Genomic DNA, 25,279 nt, shown 5'->3' on the forward strand with positions numbered 1-25,279 from the left:
TGAAGCACCAGCTCCTCTTGGGATTGACGAACCTTTTGCCTATCAACCTATTGAAGTTATCTCTTTACCTGCATTACAAGCACAAGGGACAACTTCAAAGAAAACTAACTTCACAGTTAAGATGGCAACACCTCAGAAAGTTTCACCTTCAACAATTAATTTTGTTGCTAAAGTAGGTGTAGTACAGCGCTCATCAATTGATGTTGCAGCTGGACCTGCTGGTAGCCAATTTGCTTCTTCACAGAGTAAATCGCCAACCACATTAGCTAAATAAAAATAACAATTAGCTAAATTTAAAAGCCGCATAAAATGCGGCTTTTTTAGTACTATTTTTAAACACAGGTCATGTCAAATTGACATAACTCTGTTACTTTTATTCATTAATGACAACTCGGTAACTTATAATTTATGTTTGAATTTCCAAAATATTCCATAGCATCAGTAAAAAATGATGTCTTGTCTGGCTTAACCGTCGCACTCGCACTTGTGCCTGAAGCTGTTGCATTTGCTTTTGTTGCAGGTGTTGAACCGCTAGTCGGCTTATATGCAGCATTTATGGTCGGTTTAATCACAGCCATTTTTGGCGGCCGTCCAGGTATGATCTCTGGTGCTACGGGTGCGATGGCAGTTGTAATGGTATCGCTTGTAGCTGACAATGGCGTACAATATTTATTTGCGGCCGTTGTGCTTGCCGGTTTATTGCAAGTACTTGCAGGTGTATTCAAGCTCGGTAAGTTTATTCGGATCGTACCACACCCAGTAATGATGGGGTTTGTGAATGGTCTAGCTATCGTCATTTTCTTAGCGCAATTAGGTCAATTCAAATTCATTGACACTAATGGTGATCTAGCTTGGTTACAAGGCTCACAGCTTTATATCATGTTAGGTCTTGTTGCCCTTACAATGGCTATTATTCATTTCCTACCGAAACTAACAAAAGCAGTACCTTCTTCACTTGTTGCGATTGTAACAGTGACGCTAATTGTTTATTACATGGGACTAGATACGCGTACAGTTGTTGATTTTGTTCGTTCAATGACGGGCGATGATAATGCGACTATTTCAGGTTCATTACCAAGCTTTAGTATTCCAAGTGTGCCGTTTACACTAGAAACACTCTATATCATCTTACCTTATTCATTAATTCTTGCAGCTGTTGGTCTTATTGAATCACTATTAACATTAACCGTTATTGATGAGATGACTGGTACACGTGGTAAAGGTAACCGAGAATGTGTTGCACAGGGTGCCTCAAACATCGTTAACGGTTTCTTTGGTGCTATGGGTGGTTGTGCTATGATTGGCCAATCAATGATCAACATCAACTCTGGTGGTCGCGGTCGTTTATCTGGTATCACGGCTGCAATATCACTATTACTCTTTATCCTATTCTTCTCATCACTTATCGAGGTAATTCCACTAGCTGCACTTGTGGGTGTAATGTTCATGGTTGTGATTGGTACATTTGAATGGGCAACTTTCCGTGTAATACGTAAAATCCCAAAGGCAGATACATTTGTAATTGTCCTTGTTACGGTTGTTACTGTATTTACTGATCTAGCTGTTGCTGTGATCATCGGTGTTATTGTGTCTGCATTACGTTTTGCTTGGGAACATGCCGCACATATCAATGCAGAAAAATCTATCGAAGAATCTGGTAGTAAAGTATACAAAGTGAATGGTCCATTATTCTTTGGTTCTGTTAGCCATTTCTTAGAGTTATTTGATGCATCTGCAGATCCACAAGATATAATTATCGACTTTGCTAACTCACGCGTATGTGACCACTCAGCAATTGAAGCTATCGATACACTGGCTGAACGTTATATTGCAGAAGGTAAAGTATTACACTTACGCCATCTTTCATTAGAATGTAAGCAACTAATGAAACGTGCTGGTGATATGATCGAGGTTAATTTAATTGAAGACCCTGAATACCATATCGCATCAGATAAGCTAGGCGGATAAGCTCTTACCATTACAGCCCTACTTCTTTTATTACGTTGTAGGGTAATAATATATCTGTAACTGTAATGAACATTCGTTTATAACAGGCATAAAAAAACCGGCATTGGCCGGTTTTTTATTATCAGATTAAACTCTAATCTTTTGAAATAGTTTCAACTTTCGCTTTCAACTTCTGACCTGGTTTAAAAGTCACAACGCGACGAGCTGTAATTGGTATATCTTCACCTGTTTTAGGATTACGACCAGGTCGTTCACCTTTATCACGAAGGTCAAAATTACCAAATCCAGATATTTTGACCTGTTCGTTAACTTCTAAAGATAAGCGAATTTCTTCAAAGAAAGCTTCTACCATTTCTTTAGATTCACGTTTACTCAGACCAACGTCGTTAAATAAAGTTTCAGCAATATCAGCTTTGGTTAGTGCCATAAATTAATCCCTCAAGGATGCATTGAATTCAGATGAGATAGCTTCCACAACATTATTTACTGCTTCAGATATTTCTTTTTCTTCCAAGGTGCGTGAGATATCTTGTAAGGTTAAGCTGATTGCTAGGCTCTTATGACCTTCTGCAACACCAGTACCTTGGTATACATCAAACAAGTTTATGCCAACTAACTGATTCCCGCCAACTTTTTTGATGAAGTTGAGAACATCACCAGCGTTAACGTCGTCTTTAACAATCATAGCAATGTCACGACGGTTCGAAGTAAACTTAGAAACTTCAACAGCTTGCGGCAATTTACGGGATGTTAATGTAGCTAGTTCAATCTCAAGAATAATAGTTGAACCATTTAGGCCTAACTTCTTCTCTAGTGAAGGATGGATAGTACCAATATGACCAACAGAACGATCACCACAGAAGATTTCAGCACTTTGACCAGGATGTAATCCAGGATGACTTGCACGTTTAAGTACAAATGCATCAGTGTTACATGTTTGATCTAATAATGCGTCTAAATCGCCTTTAAGATCAAAATAGTCAACAGACTTACTCTCTTGATTCCACGATTCAGCATTTGCTGTACCCGCGATGATTGCACCAAGCATTGGAACTTGAAGCACGCCATTTTCAACTGATTCATCTTTAATAAAAGTAAGACCAGTTTCAAATAAACGAATACGTTGTTGCTGGCGCTTTTGGTTAGCTACAACAGCTTCTACCAAACCTGTAAACATACTTACACGCATTACTGACATCTCAATCGAAATTGGATGTGGTAATACAAGGTGGTCTGCTTCAGGGTGTAATAATAACTGACGTTTTGGGTCAACAAAGCTATATGTAATTGCTTCTTGGAAACCACGGTCAACCATTAAATCACGAATGCGGCGAACAGGTAATGTTGCTTCATTATGATCTGTCATCTTCAATGGAGCAACAGGTGCAACATTTGGGATGTTGTTGTAACCAAATACACGTGCTACTTCTTCAATTAAATCTACTTCAACTTCGATATCGAAGCGGAAAGATGGAGAAGAAACTGTCCATGTATCATTTTCAAACGTAGGTGATAAACCTAAGCTGTTTAAAATATCAGTTACTTTCGCATCTTCAACATGAAAACCAATTACTTTATCTAATTGATGACGACGTAAGTTAATTGGCGCATGTACCGGTAATGCAGACTCAGTAGTCACATCAACAATAGGAGCGACTTCACCACCACAGATTTCAACTATCAACTGTGTTGCACGTTCCATCGCTTGATACTGAAGCTCTGAATCAACACCACGTTCAAAACGATGTGAAGAATCAGTATGCAGACCGTATGCACGAGCGCGACCAGTAATCGCTAGCGGGCTAAAGAATGCAGATTCAAGTAAAATAGAGTTTGTTGCAGTCGTTACGCCCGTTTTTTCACCACCGAAGATACCAGCCATTGCGATCGCACCGCTATCATCTGCAATAACAAGTGTATTGTCATTTAGCTTAACTTCATTACCGTCAAGTAGTGTTAATTTTTCATCTTGGTTTGCAAGACGAACATTAATACCACCTGTTAGAGTAGCTAAGTCAAATGCATGCATTGGTTGACCTAGTTCTAACAATACGTAGTTTGTTACGTCAACGATTGGATCAATTGAACGAGTACCACAACGACGTAGACGCTCTACCATCCATAAAGGTGTTTTCGCTGTCACATCTAGGTTACTGATCACACGACCAAGGTAACGAGGACACAGCGCTGTCGCGTCTACAGAAACACTTACCGTTTCAGAACTTGTTTCCGCTGCGTTAGTCCATTCAGGTGCCGTTACAGCAATGTTGTTTAAAACACCGACTTCACGAGCAATACCTGCGATACTTAAACAATCAGCACGGTTAGGTGTTAGATCAACTTCGATCGTAACATCATCAAGACCAAGGAATTCGCGAATGCAAGTACCAGGTACTGCATCAGCGGGTAATTCAATGATACCATCAGCTGATTCAGCCATTCCCATTTCAGACTCAGAACAAAGCATACCGTGTGATGGTTGACCACGTAGTTTTGCTTTTTTAATTTTGAAATCGCCTGGTAATACAGCACCAACCGTTGCAACCGCAACTTTTAGCCCTGCACGGCAGTTAGCTGCACCACATACGATGTCGATTAGCTCTTCTGCGCCTATATCAATTTTAGTTACTTGTAATTTATCTGCATCTGGATGCTGACCACATTCAACAACGTGACCCACAACGATACCAGTAAAATTACCCGCAACAGCATCAATGCCGTCTACTTCTAGGCCAGCCATCGTTATTTGATGAGCTAGCTCTTCGTTTGTAAGACCTGGTTTAACCCAAGTTTGTAACCATTCATTACTGAATTTCATTATTGAGTCCTATCTTATTTAAACTGCTTGAGGAAACGTAAATCATTTTCGAAAAATGAACGTAAATCGTTAACGCCATAGCGAAGCATCGCTAAACGTTCAACACCCATACCAAAGGCAAAGCCAGAGTATTTCTCAGGGTCGATTCCAACAGAGGTTAATACGTTAGGGTGAACCATGCCGCAGCCTAGTACTTCTAACCATTTACCATTTTTGCCCATAACATCAACTTCGGCAGAAGTTTCTGTGAATGGGAAATAAGAAGGACGGAAACGAATTTCTAAATCTTCTTCAAAGAAGTTATTTAGGAAATCATGTAACACACCTTTTAGCTCGCTAAAGCTTACCTTTTCGTCCACAAATAGACCTTCTACTTGATGGAACATTGGTGTGTGAGTTTGATCGTAATCATTACGGTAAACACGGCCTGGAGAAATAATACGAATAGGTGGTTTTTCAACTTCCATCGTACGAATTTGAACACCAGACGTTTGTGTTCTTAGTACTAATTTAGGATTAAAGTAAAATGTATCGTGATCCGCACGAGCAGGATGGTGCTCAGGGATATTCAATGCATCAAAGTTGTGATAATCATCTTCAACTTCTGGACCAGACTTAACAGCAAAACCTAATTCACCGAAAAATGATTCAATACGTTCGATAGTACGTGTTACAGGATGTAAACCACCATTAAGGTTGGTACGACCTGGTGCAGTCACATCAATCATTTCTTCTGCTAATTTAGCATCTAAAACAGCTTGCTGTAATGCATCACGTTTCTCGTTAATGACTTTTTGAACTTCTTGCTTAGCAATATTAATCGCTTGGCCAGCTTTAGGTTTTTCTGCTGGAGGCAGTTTACCTAATGTTTTCATCTGTTCAGTTAAAATACCTTTTTTACCAAGGTACTCAACACGAACAATGTCCAATGTTGCGAGGTCAGTTGCGTTTGCTACGGCTTCTACGGCCTGTACTATTATTTCTTTGAGGTGTTGCATGTTTTTCTTATCACCCTGTTGGCAGGAAAAGTGAATAGATTCATTCAGTAATGGATGATTTTACTCAAAAGTAAGCCGAAGTGCTAGTACTTAAGCAGAATCTAGGTGCTCAATATCAACTAAATCGACTAAAAGTGCGGGTTTGGCTATTAAATAGCCTTGAACATAATCAATCCCTATTCCAGACAGGATATTTTTGATGTTTTCATTTTCCACATATTCAGCTACCGTTTTAATATTAACAGCCTTTGCAATTTCATTAAATGACTTAACCATAGTGTAATCAACATGATCTGTTTCAATATTTTTAACAAATGAACCATCAATTTTAAGTTGATCAATTGGCAATCGTTTAATGTAACTATATGAAGAAAAACCACTACCAAAATCGTCCAAACTAAAGCGGCAACCCAAATCTTTAAACTTGTTCATGAACAATATCGTTCGATCGAAATCCATAATTGCCTGACTTTCTGTAATTTCAAAACACAGTTTTTCAGGGGGTATACCATAGGCCGAAATTATTTTTTCTATATAGGTATGCATGCTGCGATCAACTAAAGATTGTCCACATAAATTAATTGAAGCTGAAGTAAGAAGTTCGAGATGTTTAGGGTTAGATGATAACCATTGGCAGTACGTTTTAACAACCCAACGATCAAGCTGCGACATAAAATTATAATTTTCAGCGGCGGCGATGAACTCACTTGGTGATTGTAAAATACCTTGCTCATCTCTTAATCTAAGTAGAATTTCATAGCGATATCCCTCATTAACTGAAGGTGATAAAGGCTTGATAGTTTGAAATGCAAGCTCGAATCTATTTGCATCTAACGCTTCACGCAATACACCGATCCAACGCATTTCACGTTGATGACCAAGCATTACATCATTACTTTTACTGTATACATGAACGCGATTACGTCCTTGCTCTTTTGCTGTAAAACACGCCGTATCCGCAAGACTCAATGCTTGTGAAAAATTTTCAATTGACTCATCTAAAGTAACAACACCAATACTGACACCTAGCACAAAGTGTCGCCCATTATGTGTAAACCTAAAGTTTTCAATACCACAGCGAAGAGTGTCTGCAATTTCCAACGCACTATCAAAGTCCGTGTTATTAAGCAGAATACCAAATTCATCACCACCAAACCGTGCCAATATTGCATTTTCATCAAGGAATGATTTTAAAACCACGGTAATTTTTTTCAATAATGAATCACCCACATCATGCCCGCAAATATCATTAACCAATTTAAACTGATCAAGATCTAAATAAAGTAAAATATTATCTTCTAATACCGAACACTTACTATCTAAAGATACACCAACCAACTTTTCAAAATGAATTCGATTTACAAGCCCTGTCAACTGGTCATATTTAGCAATAGATTCCAATTTTATTTCATGTTGTTTACGTTTTGTCGTATTAACAAACGAACCATCAATGACTGTTATATCAGGCTGTATATTTAGGCGCATATTAATTTCACCGTGGAATATTTCACCATATCGATCATAACCAGACATTTCAATACTATTAATTTCACCTTCAACACGTAGTCTTTCTATTATTCTTTCACGCAAGCCAGTGTCTGCATAAAACTCATCCGTTGTTAAGTGCCCTGATTTCTGCATATCGTCAAAATTATTGAAACCGAGTAATCTACACATTGACTTATTAATCGCCAATATATTCCCTTCAAGTGAAGTAGTGAACATACCCTCGGCTGCATTTTGAAACACGCTGTAGTAGCGTTCATTGACCGATGTCATTTGCTTTTCGACATTCTTTTTTACAACCCGATCATGTGCCATTTGTTTTGCAAAATTCCAACATAAATAAACCAGTACAATTAATGCTGAAAATGGAGAAATATAATCAGAAAATTCATTCTGACCAAGCAACCCGAAACGAGTTAGTATATGTATATCAATACCAAGTATGAAATATACCAACGAGAGTACATAAAAACGAACATCTTTTGATTCATCATGGATGAAAAATAAGCCACAAAAAATCGACAATAACGTAATGCCGAGGGCTAAGATAGACATCAATACTATACTTGTTTTAAATGAAAGTAATAGCGGGCTTAAAATAACAACAATCGAGAAGAACATGAGTACTTTAGTCGATAACGAAAACCAAGAGCGGTATCTTAGCTTTAATAATTGGCGTGAAAATAAACTCAAGTTTAAACCAATCACACCCATTAGTATCACGATTATTGAATCATAATAATGTGCTATGAAACTTACATTATAAACAAAACCAAAACCTTCTAAAATCCATATCACAGAGAGATAACACATGATAAATATCACATATTGAATGACTCGTGGTTCTTGCAGGTGAATATATAAAAATATTAAATAACATATCATCATTAAAAATAGGCCAGTAAACATACCAACCATTAATTTATGCTGTGATTGTTCATCAATGAAATCGTTCGCATTCCAAATCCTGAGGGGGGTTTGTAAAAAGGCACTTGTTTTAATTCGAATGAAGTAACTTACCCTTTCACCCGCCTCAACCTTAAAACCCGTAGCGAATGTCAGTTTAGACATATTATCCTCATCCAGACGACGCGTACCGAGTCTTTTTGCAACCGACTGTCCATTTTTATGCATCAAATAAAGATCTATTTTATCTAACAGCGAATCGCCAAAATCAATAATCAAGTATTTATCAAGGTTCGTTTTATTAACGATTTCACCCTTAAACCAAAATGTGCTATCTGAAAAGCCAAAATTAAAATGAGCTTGATTAGCTTTAACCCATGGAATTGCAGATTGTCTTTGTGACAAGTAATCGAATGTATAGGAATTGGTTTTATCTTCAAAATACTCTATTGATGTACCAAGACGGGCAACCTTAAAGTTAGAATCAATAACGACGCCTTCTGCTTGTGCAAAAGTTGCGTGTAGACTTAAAATTATAAAAAATAGTAAAGACAATAAAGAATGCATAAATTTTAATATCAGTCTCAAAATCATTTTAAATTGAATAATTGATATTACAGAAAAGGATTATGCAAGTATATAGAAGGCTGTGTAGACAGGCATTTATAACTATTTTATAGGGCAAGGGTATTAATTATTTATAGGTATAATCTTAATCATTATACTAAAAACTAAAAAAGGAGGCCGAGGCCTCCTTTTAATAACGGTTACTTAATTAAAATTAAGCAACTGCTTCTTTTGCTTTATTTACTAGTACAGTAAATGCCGCTTTATCGAATACAGCAATGTCCGCTAAGATCTTACGATCGATTTCAATAGAGGCGTGTTTCAAGCCATTAATGAAACGGCTGTAAGACATACCATTTTGACGTGCAGCAGCGTTAATACGTGTAATCCATAATTGACGGAATTGACGTTTACGTTGACGACGGTCACGGTAAGCATATTGACCAGCTTTTGTAACGGCTTGGAAAGCAACACGGTAAACTCGTGAACGAGCTCCGTAATAACCTTTAGCTTGTTTTAAAACTTTCTTATGACGAGCACGTGCAACAACACCGCGTTTAACTCTAGGCATAACTAATTTCCTCTTTTATATCTAAAATTAAGCGTATGGAAGCATACGTGAAACTGCTGCAACATCACATGCTGCAACCATCTGCGTACCACGAAGGTGACGTTTACGTTTAGTGCTCTTCTTGGTCAAAATATGACGTAGGTGAGACTGTTTGCGTTTAAAACCATTAGCGGTTTTCTTAAAGCGCTTTGCAGCGCCTTTATTCGATTTCAACTTAGGCATTATAACTCCGCATTGTTGAATATTAATGAATAATAGTAAGGCGAATATGAGTACTTAGTACTCATATTACTTGGAAGCACCTACTATTTCTTTTTAGGGGCTAACACCATTACAGCTTGGCGACCTTCCATTTTCGGGAAAGCTTCCACGACTGCAATTTCTTTTAAATCATCTTTAATACGATTTAAAAGATCAAAGCCTAAGCTCTGGTGCGCCATTTCTCGACCTCGGAAACGCAGCGTAATTTTTGCTTTGTTACCTTCTTCGAGGAAGCGAGTCAGGTTGCGTAGTTTTACCTGATAATCGCCGATATCAGTTCCAGGTCGGAATTTTATTTCCTTAACCTGAACCCGAACTTGCTTTTTCTTCTGCTCTTTAACAGACTTACTTTTCTCGTATATAAATTTACCGTAATCCATGACACGGCAAACAGGAGGCTCGGCATTCGGGCTAATTTCTACAAGATCTAGACTTGCTTCTTCTGCTTTAGCAAGTGCATCTCTTATAGATACGATTCCAATTACTTCACCATCAGCACCGTTTAAGCGACATTCAGGTATACGAATTTCTTCGTTGATACGATGTTGTCTGGTCGTTTGTTGTTGACCTTTTTTTCCGCCTTTTATAACGAATCCTCCAAAGTTGTTTTACCGCGGCTATTGACTTCAGTTTGTAATTTACTGATGAAGTCATCTAACTTCATAGTACCTAAGTCAACGCCCTTACGAGTACGTACTGCAATTTCCCCTGATTCGACTTCTTTATCGCCGATAACCAAAAGATATGGCACACGTTTCAAAGTATGTTCGCGGATTTTAAAGCCTATCTTCTCATTTCTCAAGTCTAATTTTGCTCTAATGCCTACTTTCTTCATTTTTTCTACAAATTCTGTAGCAAAAACAGCCTGTTTGTCTGTAATGTTCATAACTACAGCTTGAACAGGTGATAACCAAGTAGGGAAAAGTCCTGCATATTCTTCAATTAGAATACCAATGAAGCGCTCAAGTGAACCTAAAATCGCTCGGTGAATCATAACAGGCGTTTCACGACCGTTACTTTCACACACATATTCAGCACCTAATTTCTCAGGCATTGAGAAGTCTAGCTGAATTGTACCACATTGCCATGCACGATCTAAGCAGTCATGTAGTGTGAATTCAATCTTAGGACCATAAAACGCACCCTCGCCTTCTTGCAAGTCATAGCTTAAACCATTATTTGTAAGTGCATCAGCAAGTGCTTTTTCTGCTTTATCCCAAGTCTCATCGCTACCGACACGTTTTTCAGGACGTGTTGATAGTTTAATCTCAATATTTTCGAAACCAAATGTAGCGTAAGTTTCAAAAACCATCTTGATACAATCAGATACTTCTTGTTGAATTTGACTTTCAGTACAGAAGATATGTGCATCATCTTGAGTAAAACCACGTACACGCATTAAACCGTGTAACGAACCTGATGGCTCATTACGGTGACATGAGCCAAACTCAGCCATACGTAATGGTAAATCACGGTAAGATTTTAAACCTTGGTTATAAATCTGTACGTGACCAGGACAGTTCATTGGTTTAATCGCATATTCACGGTTTTCTGAGTGAGTACAGAACATACCTTCTGAATATTTATCCCAGTGGCCTGATTTTTCCCATAAGCTACGATCCATAATTTGTGGACCTTTCACTTCTTGGTAATCAAATTCGCGTAATTTTTCACGAATGAAATTTTCTAACTCACGGAAAATTGTCCAACCATCGTTATGCCAGAACACCATACCAGGTGCATCTTCTTGCATATGGTAAAGATCAAGCTGCTTACCAATTTTACGGTGATCGCGTTTCTCAGCTTCAGCAAGACGTTGAATATATGCTTTTAGCTCTTTCTTATCAGTCCAAGCAGTACCATATATACGTTGTAACATCTTGTTGTCTGAGTTACCGCGCCAGTATGCACCAGCCAGAGACATTAATTTAAAATGCTGGCAGTGTTTCATTACTGGTACGTGTGGACCACGACACATATCAACGTATTCTTCATGGTAATATAAAGCAGGCGTTTCATCTTTACCGATGTTCTCGTCTAAGATAGCTACTTTATAAGTCTCACCACGTTCTTCAAACGTGTCACGCGCTTCTTGCCAAGATACAACTTTCTTAATAACTTGATAGTTGGTCTTAACCAGTTTGTTCATGTGCTTTTCTAGCTTAGCTAAATCAGCTTCACTAATTGGTTCTTCCATATCGACATCATAATAGAAGCCTTTATCAATGGTAGGGCCAATAGCCATCTTGGTGTTTGGCCATAATTGCTTAATAGCATGACCAAGTAAATGCGCACAAGAGTGGCGTAGGATCTCTAAACCATCAGCATCTTTAGAAGTAATTATTTCAATTGCAGCGTCTTCAGTGATCAGGTCACATGCGTCAACACGTTCACCGTTAATGCGTCCAGCGATACACGCTTTAGCAAGACCAGAACTGATATCTGCAGCAACTTCCATAATCGTTACTGGGTTGTCAAATTGACGCTGAGCGCCATCTGGAAGAGTAATTACAGGCATTTTATATCCTTTTGCAGTGATGCTGCCTACGATGCAGCGTTTGCATAAATTAAGATGCGGTTAAACATCGTGTGATAAGTTTTCTTTTATATACACAAAGTAACGTACCCAATGTAAATAAAAAACTAAAATTCAATCTGAGCATTTTGCCATCTAAAGACTAAAAGTGATAACAATAAGTAGAAAGAAATTTCAGACCAAGTATTATATAGAATTACATTATAATTACACGGCTTTTGTTAATCTTACGTGGATTTATCCCCCTATAATAAGAATAAACATGTAAACCAACAAAAATATAAGCCTAAAATAATTTCACGAGCAATGGAATATCATAAAATGTCATATACAGGCCATATCAATAAAATGGTTTCAACACTTAATCCAGATAATAGTGTCAGTTACCAATTACCACTCGACGATACACTTATTCCGTTAAACGAACTTATCGGTAAACCAATCACACTCACACACACTGGCAACATACACTGCTTAAACTGTGGAAAGAAAACAAAGAAGAGCTATTCACAAGGCCATTGTTTTGTTTGTACACGCAAGTTAGCCAGTTGTGATATGTGCATAATGAAACCAGAAACATGCCATTACGAACATGGAACTTGTCGTCAGCCAGAATGGGCAGATGATTTTTGTATGACTGACCATTATGTGTACCTTTCAAATACGTCTGCATTAAAGGTAGGTATTACCCGTCATACTCAATTACCAACCCGTTGGATTGATCAAGGTGCAACACAAGGTCTGCCGATCTTTAAAGTAAAAACCAGACAAATATCAGGGTTAGTCGAAACCGCATTAGCTGAATTTATTGGTGATAAGACCAACTGGCGTACCATGCTTAAAGGCGAAAACACAGATATTGATTTAAGAGCAGAAGCCGTACGTTTAATGCCTTTAATTGAAGAACAATTAGGTAATATTGAAATGATGTATGGCTTAGATGCAATTGAGGAACTCGAAGCGGATATTGTTACCATTAACTACCCTGTCACTCAGCACCCGACTAAAATAGTTTCACACAACTTTGATAAAGAGCCTGTTGTATCAGGCATATTACAAGGTATTAAAGGTCAATACCTGTTTTTTGATACTGGCGTGATCAACATACGTAAATTCACCAGTTACGAAATTACGTTAACAGCCTAATTAACTGACTAACATGTCAACACACAATTGTAACTTACGAGATGCTGACCCTTTATTTCGGTCAGCAATTTGAAGCTTGTCACATTAATTTACCGCGTGTTTTGTATCACCCAGAATTTACTCTCTATTTTCCATAGATTCCCAGTATTAAATACATAAAAAACTTAAAAACCAACTTATCTTTAGTGATTAAAACTGCTTAATACGTGATTTAATAGCTATATATCCCGCCATGACATAAGCAGCCAGCTTATAATAGGTGGAGCAATCGGTTTACACACGATATTAATCTAGCTTGGAGATAAGCAAGTGCAAGTTAAAGCCCCTTTCTGCGTTCGTAATGCCGCAGCTGACACATTCGCAATGGTCGTATTTAGTTTTGTTGTGGGAATGTTGATTGAGATCTTTGTCTCTGGGATGTCGTTTGAACGATCTTTAGCTTCTCGTGTAGTTTCAATCCCAGTGAACATTGCCATTGCATATCCATATGGTTTATATCGTGACTTTATTATTAAGACCGGTGCTAAATTCGTTAAGAGCAAATTAACAAAACAATTTGGTGATACGTTTGCGTATGTGTCTTTCCAATCACCTGTTTATGCCTTAATTTTATTATCTGTCGGTGCTGATTTTGAACAAATCGTAACAGCAGTATCAAGTAACGCAGTCGTGTCATGCTTTGTTGGTGTGTTTTACGGTCAATTTCTGGATTTATGCCGTAAGCTATTTCGCGTTCCTGGCTACCATGCAGGCATTAGCGCTTAGCCAAACCTAGCAGAGCAAAAATACACCTTGTGTCTTTGCTCTGCCAGCTTTATGCGACCTGCTCCAATAATGGATTCGAACCTAAATACTCAAACAAACCTGTTAGCATATTTACATTCCAGAAACGTCCAGCTAGTGTCAAATTTAATCTGTTATCACCCAACTCAATTAAACCATTCTCTTGCCATTTAGCAAACAATGCCTGTAAATGTTCACGCAATGATACTGGTAGTTCATCTAGGGCTAACACACCTTTATCTAAGCCTTTTTTGATAATACTGTCCACCTGGGCATTGTGATTAACTGACATCACCATACCTGGTACTTTAGTACCGGATTTATTCGCATCATGCCATGCTTTCAGATCGCGGCCATTCATCACACCGTGGCCGTGAATACTCCCTCCGGCACCAGCACCAAAAGGAACAATTTCAACCCCTTGCTTTGCGACAGTGTTATAAATACTTTTTTCTCGTTTATCACTACGCCAATGACAATTTGATAAACGATTCCATCCACTCAACTCCAATAACTCGGCTCCTGCAGCATACATCACAGCGCGATCTTGAGTGTCAGCTCGCTCTCGGAACTTACCCTTTTGCTCGTTAATATCGATACGTGAATTAGGTAAGTTAATTAATTGATATAAATCAACACCATGTATTCCGGTGTCAATAATAGCTTGTACGTCATGTATCCAGTGATCAAACGTTTGTCCAGGTAACCCAAAGATGAGGTCTGCAACTATTGTTGCTGTTGGATGTTTTGCGAGTTCAGATAAACGCAGTAATAGGGTTTGTTCATCATCAAAGCGTCCTGCCGCTTGCCTTACTTCGGTATTCACACTTTGAACACCGAAAGAAAACCGATTGATACCGCCAGTTAATGCAGCTTCAAACTTTTCATTGGTGAAACCATTGATACGTCCTTCGAGTGTAATCTCTGCATTTTGTTTTAATGGGAACGATTGAATTACGTTAGCGAGTTGTAATATTTCATTCGCTTGCATATCAGTTGGTGTTCCCCCCCCGATGTAAACTGTATCAAAGGGTTTACTTAAGACAAATTGAGTTGTGGCGGCATCTGCTAATTGCTTACAAAGTGTATCTACATATTTTGTAACCCGACTTGGTTTTGCTCCGTTTTCAAAAAAATTACAGAAACTACAGCGTTTTCGACAAAATGGGATATGAATATATAAAGCTCTTGTTTCTGCACTGCTGTCAATAGACCACCACTGTTCCCATTTGTTTTGCTCAAGCGTGAGAGGTCTGCTACCTGCACGCCCAGCATGTGCACTTGTTTTTACAGTAAACGCAAACTTTAACGGCTCGGGTGTAGAAATTCCCGTCATGGTCGGTGTAAAAATCATTGTTCAATCCAAATCAGAAAATTAAACACAAATAATAATCAGTCTCATTGTCTTTTACTTTGTTTTTGATCAAACCTAGATAATTAAATAAATATTAAAAAGGCGTAAAATAAACTCAGCCTAATTATTCAACAGTACTAATGCGCAATTGTAATCATTTCTAGTTCTTGTTCAGACTTAAGTGTTAACTCAATTGTTATATCTTTATATTCAGCCAAACTTTGTACGTGTGAACCACCACAAGGCATAGTAATACTTTCACCAATACCTAAGTCGCAACACCAAAAACGAGAGTCTGTAAGCGTATCACCTTCACACTTCATCACAACAGGAGCTTTGGTTTCAAGCCAAGTTAGCAGTACGTCATTAACCCTCCCTTCAATGAGTGATAGATCTGCAAGCATTTCTGTCACATTAAGGCCTCGTTTTTTCAACGTTTTACCTAAGCGGTAACTGTCCGTCGATGTATTTTCAGAGACCAAGCTTAATGTTTGTGCATATGAATGAAAGTCACGATTATTTAATATATCTTTGCGTGATGCATCTTTACGCCAGTAATCTTGATCCAGAACCTTATTTAACGCATAAGAAGCCAAATGCCCAGCACTGTGTCCTCGACTTAACGCGGCTTGATAGCTTTCATCAACAACTAATTCAACAACATCATTAACGTTTAATGCGATGTCCAATTCTAATTCGTGTACGACAACAAAATACCAGCCGGGTTCATCACGCTTTACCGGTATATCAGTGCCTTTATACAATTTACTATTATCAATATCAAAAGCCCCCGTCACACAGTCTGTTACTGTGTATTGCTTACCGTTAAATACTAAAAACCCTTTATCCGCAGGATGATCAGGCCAGATATGGCTTACCGGGTGGAACGGCGTCTTTTCAGTAACCACATAAGTACTGGTGTCTGTTTGCTCAACCCACTGCACTTGAGTTAAAGATTGTGTCGTTCCTTGAGTAAAAAGTACCTTGGTTGGTGATACTTGGGGAGTTAAAGCTTCAGACATTTAAATTCCTTGAAAACAGTAGAAAACTAATCGCGTGGATAATACCACTTACATTTATAATTTGCTGGCAGAATTAAGTATTGGATAAGCAATAAACATCAATAAGACCTGAACGGGGATCAAGTAAAGCGGAAACGACTGTAGGCACATTATTCGTCTTTTATGATGAGCTTGTGTTCAATAGTTAAAGATATATGCGTATTTAAAGTTTGCCACCATTTACAAACAACCATGCATGATGGTCTAACTCGTGTTAGCTAAAGTAGAACTGAATGCAATTTGGCTGAGTTATTTAGTTGTATCAGGTTCATGACACCTAGCAGTGTATCGGTAGATGTCATTGCGTGACACCTACTCTTATATATTAGATTTAGCTTCTGTGTAGATTAATTATCATTCAACCAGATATCGGCATTAACTGGTGCTTTATTTTTACGTTTTTTCTTACCGCTGCCTTCAGGTGGAGCCATTGGTATATATGCTTCGATAGTTTCATCTACTTCAAAACCCGCTACTTGCTCACGCTCAAGTCGGATCTTGTTCTTCTTCTCGATGACGCTGAAATGATGATAATCTTCATGGTCGATAAGCGATAGTGCTAAGCCCACTTCACCAGCACGGCCACTTCGACCAATACGATGCATGTAGTCAGATGGACTTCTCGGTAAGTCAAAGTTGATCACCACTGGCAGTTTCTCGATGTCTAAACCACGAGCGGCGATATCAGTTGCAATCAGCACTTGAATCTCGCCAGATTTAAATCCGTCAAGCGTACGAATACGAGCGCCTTGCGCTTTATCGCCATGAAACACTTGTGATGTAATGCCACGCTTAGCAAGTTTATCTGCTAAGTGATTACAGCTGTGTTTAGCATTAACGAAAATAAGTACTTGTCGCCACTGATTTTCATTGATCAAATGCGCTAAAACGGCTGTTTTTTCCCCTTGGTTAACAGTAAAAACACGCTGAACTAAGGTACTTGCATCCGCACTTTGCAATTGAATTTCAATTGGGTCATTAAGCAAGGCTTGCGTTAAAGTCTGTACTTTTTCAGGGAAGGTCGCTGAAAATAATAAAATTTGCTTTTTCTTTGGCAACAAAGCTAACAGTGAAGATAACTCCTCTGTAAAGCCTAAACTTAACATACGGTCGGCTTCATCTAGCACTAAGGTTTTAACCATATCTAGCTTAATAGCATTACTTGAAATCAAATCGAGTAATCGACCAGGTGTTGCAACCAAAATATCGGTGCCACCGCGTAATGCGAGCATTTGCGTATTCACTGATACACCACCAAAAACAGCAACCGTTTTAATCGCGCCATTGAAATGCACTGCATAAGATTTAATACTGTCAGCAACTTGCTTAGCGAGTTCACGGGTAGGAACCAAAATCAGTCCAGTAACATAGTTACCTTTACTGCTTGTACTACCTGATTGCTTTTCAGTATGTAAGTGCTGCAGCATAGGTAATGCAAAAGCGGCTGTTTTACCCGAACCGGTATTTGCCCCTGCAATTAAGTCACGTCCCGCTAATACACTTGGGATAGCTTGCGCTTGAATAGGCGTTGGCTGCTGGTATTCCAGCTCAGTTAATCGAGCTAACAAAGGTGAAATAAGGCCAAGTTCGGTAAAGTTTGCTGGTGCTGTGACAGTTGTCATTAATATATAAAGCTCAGAAATAAGATAATAGCCGACTATTTTAGCGTATTTATGCCCTATTAAGTTAGTGAAATCGATCAAACCTTGCGGTAATGTTATTCGATCTTACTTTTTAATACTTAATATCATATATTTCCCTGCAAAAACGGCAGTGGTTCCATCGACATGTGGCTTACCTGTGAATGAGTAAATACAAATCAAAATAATGAGGTTATACCCAATGATTCTACAGGTATAACCTCATATTTTATTCTCTGTTCATCCTAATATACCGTTGACCGAAGCGTCGAAACAAAGCAAAACTGGTTAAGAAACCAAGTGATAATAAGCCTGTTGAGCCGCCATACCATTCGTCTTCGTCATTATCCTTACTTGTTGTGTCATCAGTACCAGACGGTGGCGTTGGTTGGTCTGCATCACCTAATACATCCAAAATGACAATAGCTGGTTCATGATCTGACGACCGAAATAAATCAGGGTACTTAGCTAAGTCTGCAGTATATTTTGACGAATACTCAAACAACTTTGATTCTGATGCATTGATATGCCAAGCATTTGCATCGACCACTTTTGATGCAGTTTCACTGCCTACTAAAATATAATCGAGTGTACCGACGGTATCGTTATAAATATAACTGTACGCGGCAGGATGTTGTTGACTGATCACATTAACAAACCCAAATGAATCATTTTATATCTAGACTCGATTAAACTTACCGATATGGGCTATTTGTTGAAGACCAAAGAGAGTCAGCAAGAGCAATATTGCTTGCGAGTATTGAGCAACGTCTTCTGCGTGCAAACTATCTACCTGACAGCGATGGCACCGATATATTCACACTACGTCAGGATATGAAATAAGTTAATACGGATTATAAGATTGTCCCTTCAGAGCAAGCTGTAGATTTATATTGTAAACAACTAGACATAGCTATAAAAAATTATAACTATACTGTGATCAATACATTAATTGCACCGGGTAAGCTACTGTTTAAAGATTCAGTTCCTGAGTTACAAATATTATTGAAACAGCCAGAATTAACCTCTGCAATCAAAATACTGACCAATTATAAAACCTCGGACAAAATGGGTGAGTTTCCTTTCGATGCTGCTGAGCCATTTTATCGAGATAGATTTGATACATGGATTGCTACAGTGAAAGTAGCGACAAGTCAGCGAACATTAGACCAAATTTATAATCAACAAGACACGTATAAGAAATCACTACCCGTCAATTTTAAACCTTTAATCAAGCTACGCCGAGACTTAGCAAATCGTTACTTAAAACTAATTGTGACAGGTAAAATCAAATCAGGGTCAAAAGTAATTCAAAAAGCGGAGAGTCTGTTAACAAAAGCAGATAAAGGGCAAGAAGATTTAATTTAAATATTGAAAAATAAAAATGCGGTGTTGGGACATGAGGGCAGTAGCTCGCCCTCATGTCAGACAGCCTACAACAAAAAGCAACTGTCATCATCAATCAATACGTACGTAGTGTTGGGTACTTTTGTTATGGTTCATTTGAAGTTGATACAGCTCAACATCGTACAGATAAGGTTTAATTAACCATGTCCCTGGAGGAGCTCCTCAATAATTATTTCCATTTTTCTTATAATCTGTTCGGTATCTCGATCTTCATTTTTAGATTCTGCTGATTTTGTTTCAAGATCACAGAGCATCAACTTGATAGGATTTACCATTTTTCACCTCTTTATCTACCCGACCACAAACGCGAATAGGAATCAATATCATTATGTAGTATACCTAATTCAATTTCAACGCTTTATTTTAATTTTTAGATACAAAGCCAAGTGGGATAGAACAAACGAATCACTGTGAATAACTATAGGAACTTTTTATATTCAGAGCCCACAATATCACCCTGACCTTTTAAAAATATTTCTTATATTTTGAAGCATGTCCAAAAAACAATATTATAAATCCAATAAAAGGCATCGTAATTAATAATTCAATATTCTCAAAATACAGGCAAGAATAAATTAGCACTGTTATCAACAACAATAAAAAACTGCAAATAAATAGGTGCAACACCGGATAGTTTTTACTAAATATTGCATATTTACGTATCATATCTTTCCTTACATAAGTAATTTTCTTATTCAGTAAATACTGTTCTTTTCAAGAATCTCATATAAAGGTATATAAACGTATAAAGCTCGACAATTCTGTCGTGTTCTTTATGCATATTGTCATGTTTATTGAAGTATTGGGGTTATGTCCACAGCTGATATCATATCAATAAAATCTTTTGTTCATGGTTAGAAGAGGTTGGTAATTTATCTGATGGGATTATACGTGCTGTTTTAGCTCAATTAAATTCGTAATATAGCAAATCTAAGTGGCAGGGTTGGCTTCAATTCGTAGCTAACCCTGCCTCACCAAAAGCATTAACTTCGCTTAACACTCTGACTTTTACTAAAGTAATTGTTTTTCAATTTATGGCTGATTAGTCATTTTATACTCATTATTAAATTTGTAATGTTTAGACACAACTTTCAATGATAGTGTATCTGCCAGAAAATCACTATCATCATTCTGATAGGTATAATCATAACTTGTTATCACATCACCAGCTGTCTCAGTTAATTTCTTAATTGGATGAAATGCAAGTCCAAAAAAGTCCATATCTACTTTCCACTCTTTAAGCGGATCTACATAATATACGCCATAAATCATAGATAAGTCTGTAACGTACTCGATGTCGAACGTCTTCGTCCCGCTACCGAATATTGTTTGAGTAGCCTGTTTTATTTCTCCATTTTCGTAATATTTCAACAGTAGAGTGTTCTTATGAGACTCTAACGAGGCTTTTATTTCCTGAATGTCTTTCAAACGACCATTATCATAATAGGTATAATTTACCTTGAGGTTCACACCTAATTCACCACTTTGTAAAACCTGATCACGCGTCGTCAATTGTCCAGTATTGTTATACAAATACATAATTTGATAAGTAGCTTTGGGAACACCCTCAAAGTTAGTATCTAAATCATTAAAAACCTTCTTATCTTCACGAATAACTTTACCTTCACTATCGTATATATACTCAGAGATGAAGTTTTCTTTGGTATGTTTTATAAAACTATTAGGGTTTCGCTTCATCAGCGCACGGGCTGATTTTATAGTTCCGTCTGAGTTATACGTGTAATCAAATGTACTGTCTGTATAATCACGTTGAGTAATACGACCATTATCATCGTAAACATAAGCCGACTTTACTTCATCCCCTTTGGTAAGTTTAACCAAGCGGCTTAAATTCGCCGTAACCAAATTCTGATCAATTCCGTCAGAAAACAATGAATAGTTATCATAAGCATGTGCATTAAAAGTAAATGCGATAGCAATAGCAATAAGTGTTTTATTTAAATTCATGAATAATTTCCTTTAATAGGATTGTAAATTGATAACAAATACAATGGATTTATTAGCTGAAATATAACAACTAAAAGCACAATACGAGCACACATCTCTTAATGGGTTCCTCGCACCTGCATCCATAACTTAATGGGTAGGTAACCTTTTGGTCAACCACAAGAATGTAAGGCTTTGTATTAATTGTAATCACTTGTAATATAAAGGGAATGTAAAAAAAATGTCAAAAATGATTGAGTTAACGGGAAGATATTTTAGATTGGCATGGGCTATTTGAATTTATTAATGGCGAAAATGGAGTTATTGAATATGTTGTAGTTGATTATATTAATACCTAGTCTGATTAGGGATACAAGGTATTAATATATTTTCAAGGTGATTAGGTACTCGCGTAATCGACTAAATTTAATACTTATCTGTTAATAATAAAGTATTTTATTCATTATATGGTTACTCTACATTCTAAATGTACGAATAGCATCACTAAGTCGAGTTGCCATATTATTCAGGTTATCTGCTATATCCACATTTTCCTGTACATCTTCAGTAGTGCTTACCACTAAGTCGTTTACATTTACCACATTTTCATTTATTTCGGCCGCAACTTGAGATTGCTCTTCTGCAGCAGTTGCTATCTGATGATTCATATCTTGAATGAGCTGAATTTTCCTTTCAATTAGAGCCAAAGAACTGCTTGCCTCATCTGACTTGGCTAATGTTATCTCTGCACTAGATACGTTCTCGTACATCAAACGAACAGAGTGAGAGGCCTGTTCTTGAAGCGATTCAATCATAGTCTGTATTTCATTAGTACTTTCTTGCGTTTTTGTAGCTAAAGTCCTAACTTCATCTGCGACAACAGCAAAGCCTCGGCCATACTCACCAGCACGGGCTGCCTCAATGGCTGCATTTAGCGCAAGTAAATTAGTCTGATCAGCAATCCCACGGATCACATCTAGTATTCCACCAACATTTTTAGTTTCAGTATGAACACTTGCTATAACTTTCTGCACATTACCAATACTACCCACCAATTTGGTAATTTCCTCATTCATTTGAGCCACAACATCTAAACCTTGCTTTGAACTTTCGCTAGCATCATTTGAAGATCGTGATGCTTCAACCGCATTCTGAGCGACTTCAACTACTGTCGTTGTCATTTCATTCATTGCAGTAGCGACTAACTCCAGCTGTATCATTTGAGATTTAGAAGAACGGTCTACTTTTCCTGATGAATCTCCCAATTGAGTCGATGCATTGAGAAGCTCATTAGAGGATTTATTTATATCAGAAATAATACCTTTAAGGTTATGTGCCATAATAATCGTCGAGCGATAGATACCAACACTATCCACATCAAGCTGAGGGACATTAGTTAAATCACCACTCGCAATTTTATCAACTAAATCTTCAATGTCTTTTGGCTCTCCTCCTACCGGAAGATACATTAACTTACTGATAAGATAGTGAATAATAAAAATACCCAATACAATAAATATCATGCCAGAAATAAAATTGGTCTTAACAGCAGCATCAGACGTCGCATTTATATTATCCCACGTTGCCCAAGCCCAAACAGTCCAATTCAATGAATCAATTTTTGATGATACGACATAGAGGTCACCTTTCTCAGGTACAGTATATGAATGCTCGCTACTACTTTTATCTGCGTATTCTTTATAGCTAGGGCGTAAATCAAAAAGGTTCTTACCAATGGATTGAGGATCACTAGCAGCCATCAAAAAACCATCCTTTCTAGCAACGAATAAATTAGGCTCTGAGGATAGTTCATTAACATAGTCAGTTATATCACTCATTTTAAGGCTCATACCTATTACTGCGATAACCTCACCGTTTTGCTTCAAAGGCGTCACCATTGCCATAGTTAAATGGCCCGTCGTAGCCATAAATGGATTGGTTACTGTTCTATCGACTCCAGACATTCCATTAATAAACCATTCACGCTGCAGTTGCTTAGCATTAAAGTTAGGAATTTCCCCCTTATTAGACGCACCATATGTTGTACCATCAGGTAAGCTAACAAAAAAATTGAGTACTTCCATGCGATTCTTATTCTCGATAAGCAATTCGATAACTCTGTCATCTACCATGACTTTATTTTGTTGAATCTCCAATGTCGCTGATAAACTTTCCAATGCAACAAAGTAGCTTTCAATTTTACCTTCAACGCCTTTTGCAACTAAAAATGATTTGCTAGATAGAGTATTACGGTAATCACGGGTTGACGAGTTATTAATTTGGGTATAACCCAGTATGGATAAAACTGTAACAATAACAGCAATTAAAATACCAATGGACAGCATGAGTTTATATTTAGCACTCACAACCACCTCCTTTTAATTATATTGATAATGGCCTAACCTTAAATTAAGGTTATGATTTATTTTAGTAAGTATAAATAGAGAGTTATCGACAATTTAATCGGTTTACACAACCATTGATAAAATCAGTAACCCCCTAATTATCAACGACCTTCCAATTGCGAATTCAAAGTTCTGCTTATCAGATGTAGTCACTGCTATTCGCTTATATTCGTTAGGTCGACAATTGGTTGTTCAATTAATTTAATTACCTGATTACCCTGTATTTCCAACACTTTCCCCAAGGCTGACTTCACCTCAAATGAGCTATTTAATACAGTATAAGTCACATCAAATTGCTTTGACTGGCCTGCTTTAATTTTCGGTACTAAACCCAGTGGTCGCTGATATTTAGTGCTATAGGCATAACTGGTACCTGGTTCAATCCCCGTTACATACCCCTGATTCAACGTATCTGTATTCTTCCATAAGGTAAGAACAGGAAGTTGTTTAATATTGTATGCAACAGATACCCCTTTATTTTCCAATGAGTTGTGTAATACTGCCAGAGTATTACCATTTTCATCCCCTATTGGCTTGAAGTTAAAAACCATTTCATCAAAGTTTTTTGTTGGCCCTAAATAGGTTCCCCAATTTTTAAGTCCAGCTTTCGCATAATTATTAAAAGGAGATATTTCACTAACAGCGGCGGTAAATTTTGCACCTTTTTCCAATATAGGAGAACCAAAATTAGAATGATAAATAACCTGATATTCGTCATCATAATCAGATTTATTAGTTAGGGTGTCATGAACAGAAAATGACTGACTACCAGGAATAATGCTAAATTTTGTTGTCGTAACGAGATTCGATTTTTTAAACGTCAGCTCCGAGACCTCCCCAATAACAGAAATTGCGTAAGGCGGATTATCTTCAATAACAATTTTTACGTTAGAAGCAGGGGTATTCTGCACTCTCCCATGCAGACTTAATAGTTGTCCATTATCATCAATGCCTGGATGTCCAGTCCATTCATAACCACAACGAACCAACATTTCATTAAAGCCATCTAACCACCCGACTCCGTTACGACTTTCCAGATCGATAAAAATAGGATTAACAATTTCTTTTACAGGCGAGTCCCAACCTAATATGCGCTGATCTTTCTGTTTAACATTAAAGATCCCCATTCCTCGAGTCGGAACAAGAGTAATCTCCATCTCACCATTTCGCACAATAACAATATCAACCCCCGCCTGCTTACCACCGTACAAACGTTTTTTCTCGATGGAAAAGTCCACTTTAGATTGAATACCAAGCTTCATGTTATTCATAGTCCAATCACCAACATCTACACCAGTCTTAGCATCCGTAAGAATAAATTCTGATGAATTTGAAATTATTGGGAAAGTAAGAAGCAAAGTGGTAAATAAAGAAATTAACTTCATAATATTATCCTCTATCATGC

21 protein-coding genes are annotated in these 25,279 nt (G+C 37.6%); 6 read left to right on the forward strand and 15 right to left on the reverse strand.

Features of this window, described 5'->3' with window-relative positions:
• Both BT797_RS19925 and BT797_RS19930 read left to right on the forward strand, forming a co-directional pair.
• The coding region (locus BT797_RS19925; RefSeq protein WP_139291713.1) for a hypothetical protein at positions 1–274 on the forward strand (274 nt) is incomplete at its 5' end.
• Between the two features lie 134 nt (positions 275–408).
• Positions 409–1,968 carry a SulP family inorganic anion transporter gene (locus BT797_RS19930; protein WP_045110340.1) on the forward strand — a complete coding sequence of 520 codons (1,560 nt, stop codon included), beginning with the start codon at positions 409–411 and terminating at the stop codon, positions 1,966–1,968.
• 133 nt (positions 1,969–2,101) lie between these two features.
• Here the strand turns inward: BT797_RS19930 and ihfA are convergent, their stop codons facing one another.
• The 8 genes from ihfA to thrS form a co-directional block, all read right to left on the reverse strand.
• The gene (ihfA, locus tag BT797_RS19935; RefSeq protein ID WP_006033911.1) at positions 2,102–2,395 is read right to left on the reverse strand and encodes an integration host factor subunit alpha; all 294 of its coding nucleotides are present in this window, start codon (positions 2,393–2,395) and stop codon (positions 2,102–2,104) included.
• Positions 2,396–2,398: 3 nt separating this feature from the next.
• Positions 2,399–4,786, reverse strand: coding sequence for a phenylalanine--tRNA ligase subunit beta (gene pheT / locus BT797_RS19940; protein WP_075473257.1), 2,388 nt, complete (start codon positions 4,784–4,786; stop codon positions 2,399–2,401).
• Positions 4,787–4,800: 14 nt separating this feature from the next.
• The gene (pheS, locus tag BT797_RS19945) at positions 4,801–5,784 is read right to left on the reverse strand and encodes a phenylalanine--tRNA ligase subunit alpha (RefSeq protein WP_045110338.1); all 984 of its coding nucleotides are present in this window, start codon (positions 5,782–5,784) and stop codon (positions 4,801–4,803) included.
• Positions 5,785–5,874: 90 nt separating this feature from the next.
• Complete coding sequence (locus BT797_RS19950; protein WP_244534259.1) at positions 5,875–8,751, reverse strand: EAL domain-containing protein; 2,877 nt, start codon at positions 8,749–8,751, stop codon at positions 5,875–5,877.
• A 226-nt stretch (positions 8,752–8,977) separates the two neighbouring features.
• The gene (rplT, locus tag BT797_RS19955) at positions 8,978–9,334 is read right to left on the reverse strand and encodes a 50S ribosomal protein L20 (protein ID WP_019439702.1); all 357 of its coding nucleotides are present in this window, start codon (positions 9,332–9,334) and stop codon (positions 8,978–8,980) included.
• Between the two features lie 27 nt (positions 9,335–9,361).
• Positions 9,362–9,556 (reverse strand): 50S ribosomal protein L35, encoded by a 195-nt coding sequence (rpmI, locus tag BT797_RS19960; protein ID WP_045110336.1) that lies wholly within the window; start codon positions 9,554–9,556, stop codon positions 9,362–9,364.
• An 83-nt stretch (positions 9,557–9,639) separates the two neighbouring features.
• Positions 9,640–10,182 (reverse strand): translation initiation factor IF-3, encoded by a 543-nt coding sequence (gene infC, locus BT797_RS19965; protein WP_075473258.1) that lies wholly within the window; start codon positions 10,180–10,182, stop codon positions 9,640–9,642.
• Positions 10,179–12,113 carry a threonine--tRNA ligase gene (gene thrS, locus BT797_RS19970; RefSeq protein ID WP_075473259.1) on the reverse strand — a complete coding sequence of 645 codons (1,935 nt, stop codon included), beginning with the start codon at positions 12,111–12,113 and terminating at the stop codon, positions 10,179–10,181. The genes infC and thrS overlap by 4 nt, the downstream gene beginning before the upstream one ends.
• A gap of 339 nt (positions 12,114–12,452) precedes the next feature.
• Between thrS and BT797_RS19975 the strand changes: the two genes are divergently transcribed.
• Together BT797_RS19975 and BT797_RS19980 are read left to right on the forward strand one after the other, a co-directional pair.
• A complete protein-coding gene (locus tag BT797_RS19975) occupies positions 12,453–13,277 on the forward strand; it encodes a DUF2797 domain-containing protein (RefSeq protein WP_045110333.1) in 825 nt (274 codons plus the stop codon).
• Positions 13,278–13,586: 309 nt separating this feature from the next.
• Positions 13,587–14,042 (forward strand): L-alanine exporter AlaE, encoded by a 456-nt coding sequence (locus tag BT797_RS19980; protein WP_045110332.1) that lies wholly within the window; start codon positions 13,587–13,589, stop codon positions 14,040–14,042.
• A gap of 49 nt (positions 14,043–14,091) precedes the next feature.
• On the opposite strand, the gene hutW is transcribed toward BT797_RS19980, so the two are convergent.
• The 4 genes from hutW to BT797_RS20000 form a co-directional block, all read right to left on the reverse strand.
• Complete coding sequence (gene hutW / locus BT797_RS19985) at positions 14,092–15,414, reverse strand: heme anaerobic degradation radical SAM methyltransferase ChuW/HutW (protein ID WP_045110331.1); 1,323 nt, start codon at positions 15,412–15,414, stop codon at positions 14,092–14,094.
• Between the two features lie 137 nt (positions 15,415–15,551).
• Entirely contained in the window at positions 15,552–16,436 is an 885-nt protein-coding gene (locus BT797_RS19990; protein WP_045110330.1) for an alanyl-tRNA editing protein, read from the reverse strand.
• 386 nt (positions 16,437–16,822) lie between these two features.
• On the reverse strand, positions 16,823–18,097 hold the full coding sequence (locus BT797_RS19995) for a DEAD/DEAH box helicase (RefSeq protein ID WP_045110329.1): 1,275 nt from the start codon (positions 18,095–18,097) through the stop codon (positions 16,823–16,825).
• A 247-nt stretch (positions 18,098–18,344) separates the two neighbouring features.
• Complete coding sequence (locus BT797_RS20000; protein ID WP_045110328.1) at positions 18,345–18,764, reverse strand: hypothetical protein; 420 nt, start codon at positions 18,762–18,764, stop codon at positions 18,345–18,347.
• A 287-nt stretch (positions 18,765–19,051) separates the two neighbouring features.
• Here BT797_RS20000 and BT797_RS20005 point away from each other — a divergent pair, with 287 nt between their 5' ends.
• Complete coding sequence (locus BT797_RS20005; protein WP_045110327.1) at positions 19,052–19,483, forward strand: hypothetical protein; 432 nt, start codon at positions 19,052–19,054, stop codon at positions 19,481–19,483.
• A 53-nt stretch (positions 19,484–19,536) separates the two neighbouring features.
• Complete coding sequence (locus BT797_RS24620; protein WP_256597912.1) at positions 19,537–19,659, forward strand: hypothetical protein; 123 nt, start codon at positions 19,537–19,539, stop codon at positions 19,657–19,659.
• Positions 19,660–20,554: 895 nt separating this feature from the next.
• Here BT797_RS24620 and BT797_RS20010 read toward each other — a convergent pair.
• The 3 genes from BT797_RS20010 to BT797_RS20020 all read right to left on the reverse strand — a co-directional run bounded on the left by BT797_RS20010 (position 20,555) and on the right by BT797_RS20020 (position 25,259).
• A complete protein-coding gene (locus BT797_RS20010; RefSeq protein WP_045110326.1) occupies positions 20,555–21,490 on the reverse strand; it encodes a hypothetical protein in 936 nt (311 codons plus the stop codon).
• A 455-nt stretch (positions 21,491–21,945) separates the two neighbouring features.
• A complete protein-coding gene (locus tag BT797_RS20015) occupies positions 21,946–23,835 on the reverse strand; it encodes a methyl-accepting chemotaxis protein (RefSeq protein WP_045110325.1) in 1,890 nt (629 codons plus the stop codon).
• A 194-nt stretch (positions 23,836–24,029) separates the two neighbouring features.
• Positions 24,030–25,259, reverse strand: coding sequence for an aldose 1-epimerase family protein (locus tag BT797_RS20020; RefSeq protein ID WP_045110324.1), 1,230 nt, complete (start codon positions 25,257–25,259; stop codon positions 24,030–24,032).
• Between the last annotated feature and the right edge of the window lie 20 nt (positions 25,260–25,279).

Source organism: Moritella viscosa (genome assembly GCF_900120065.1).
GTDB lineage: Bacteria > Pseudomonadota > Gammaproteobacteria > Enterobacterales > Moritellaceae > Moritella > Moritella viscosa.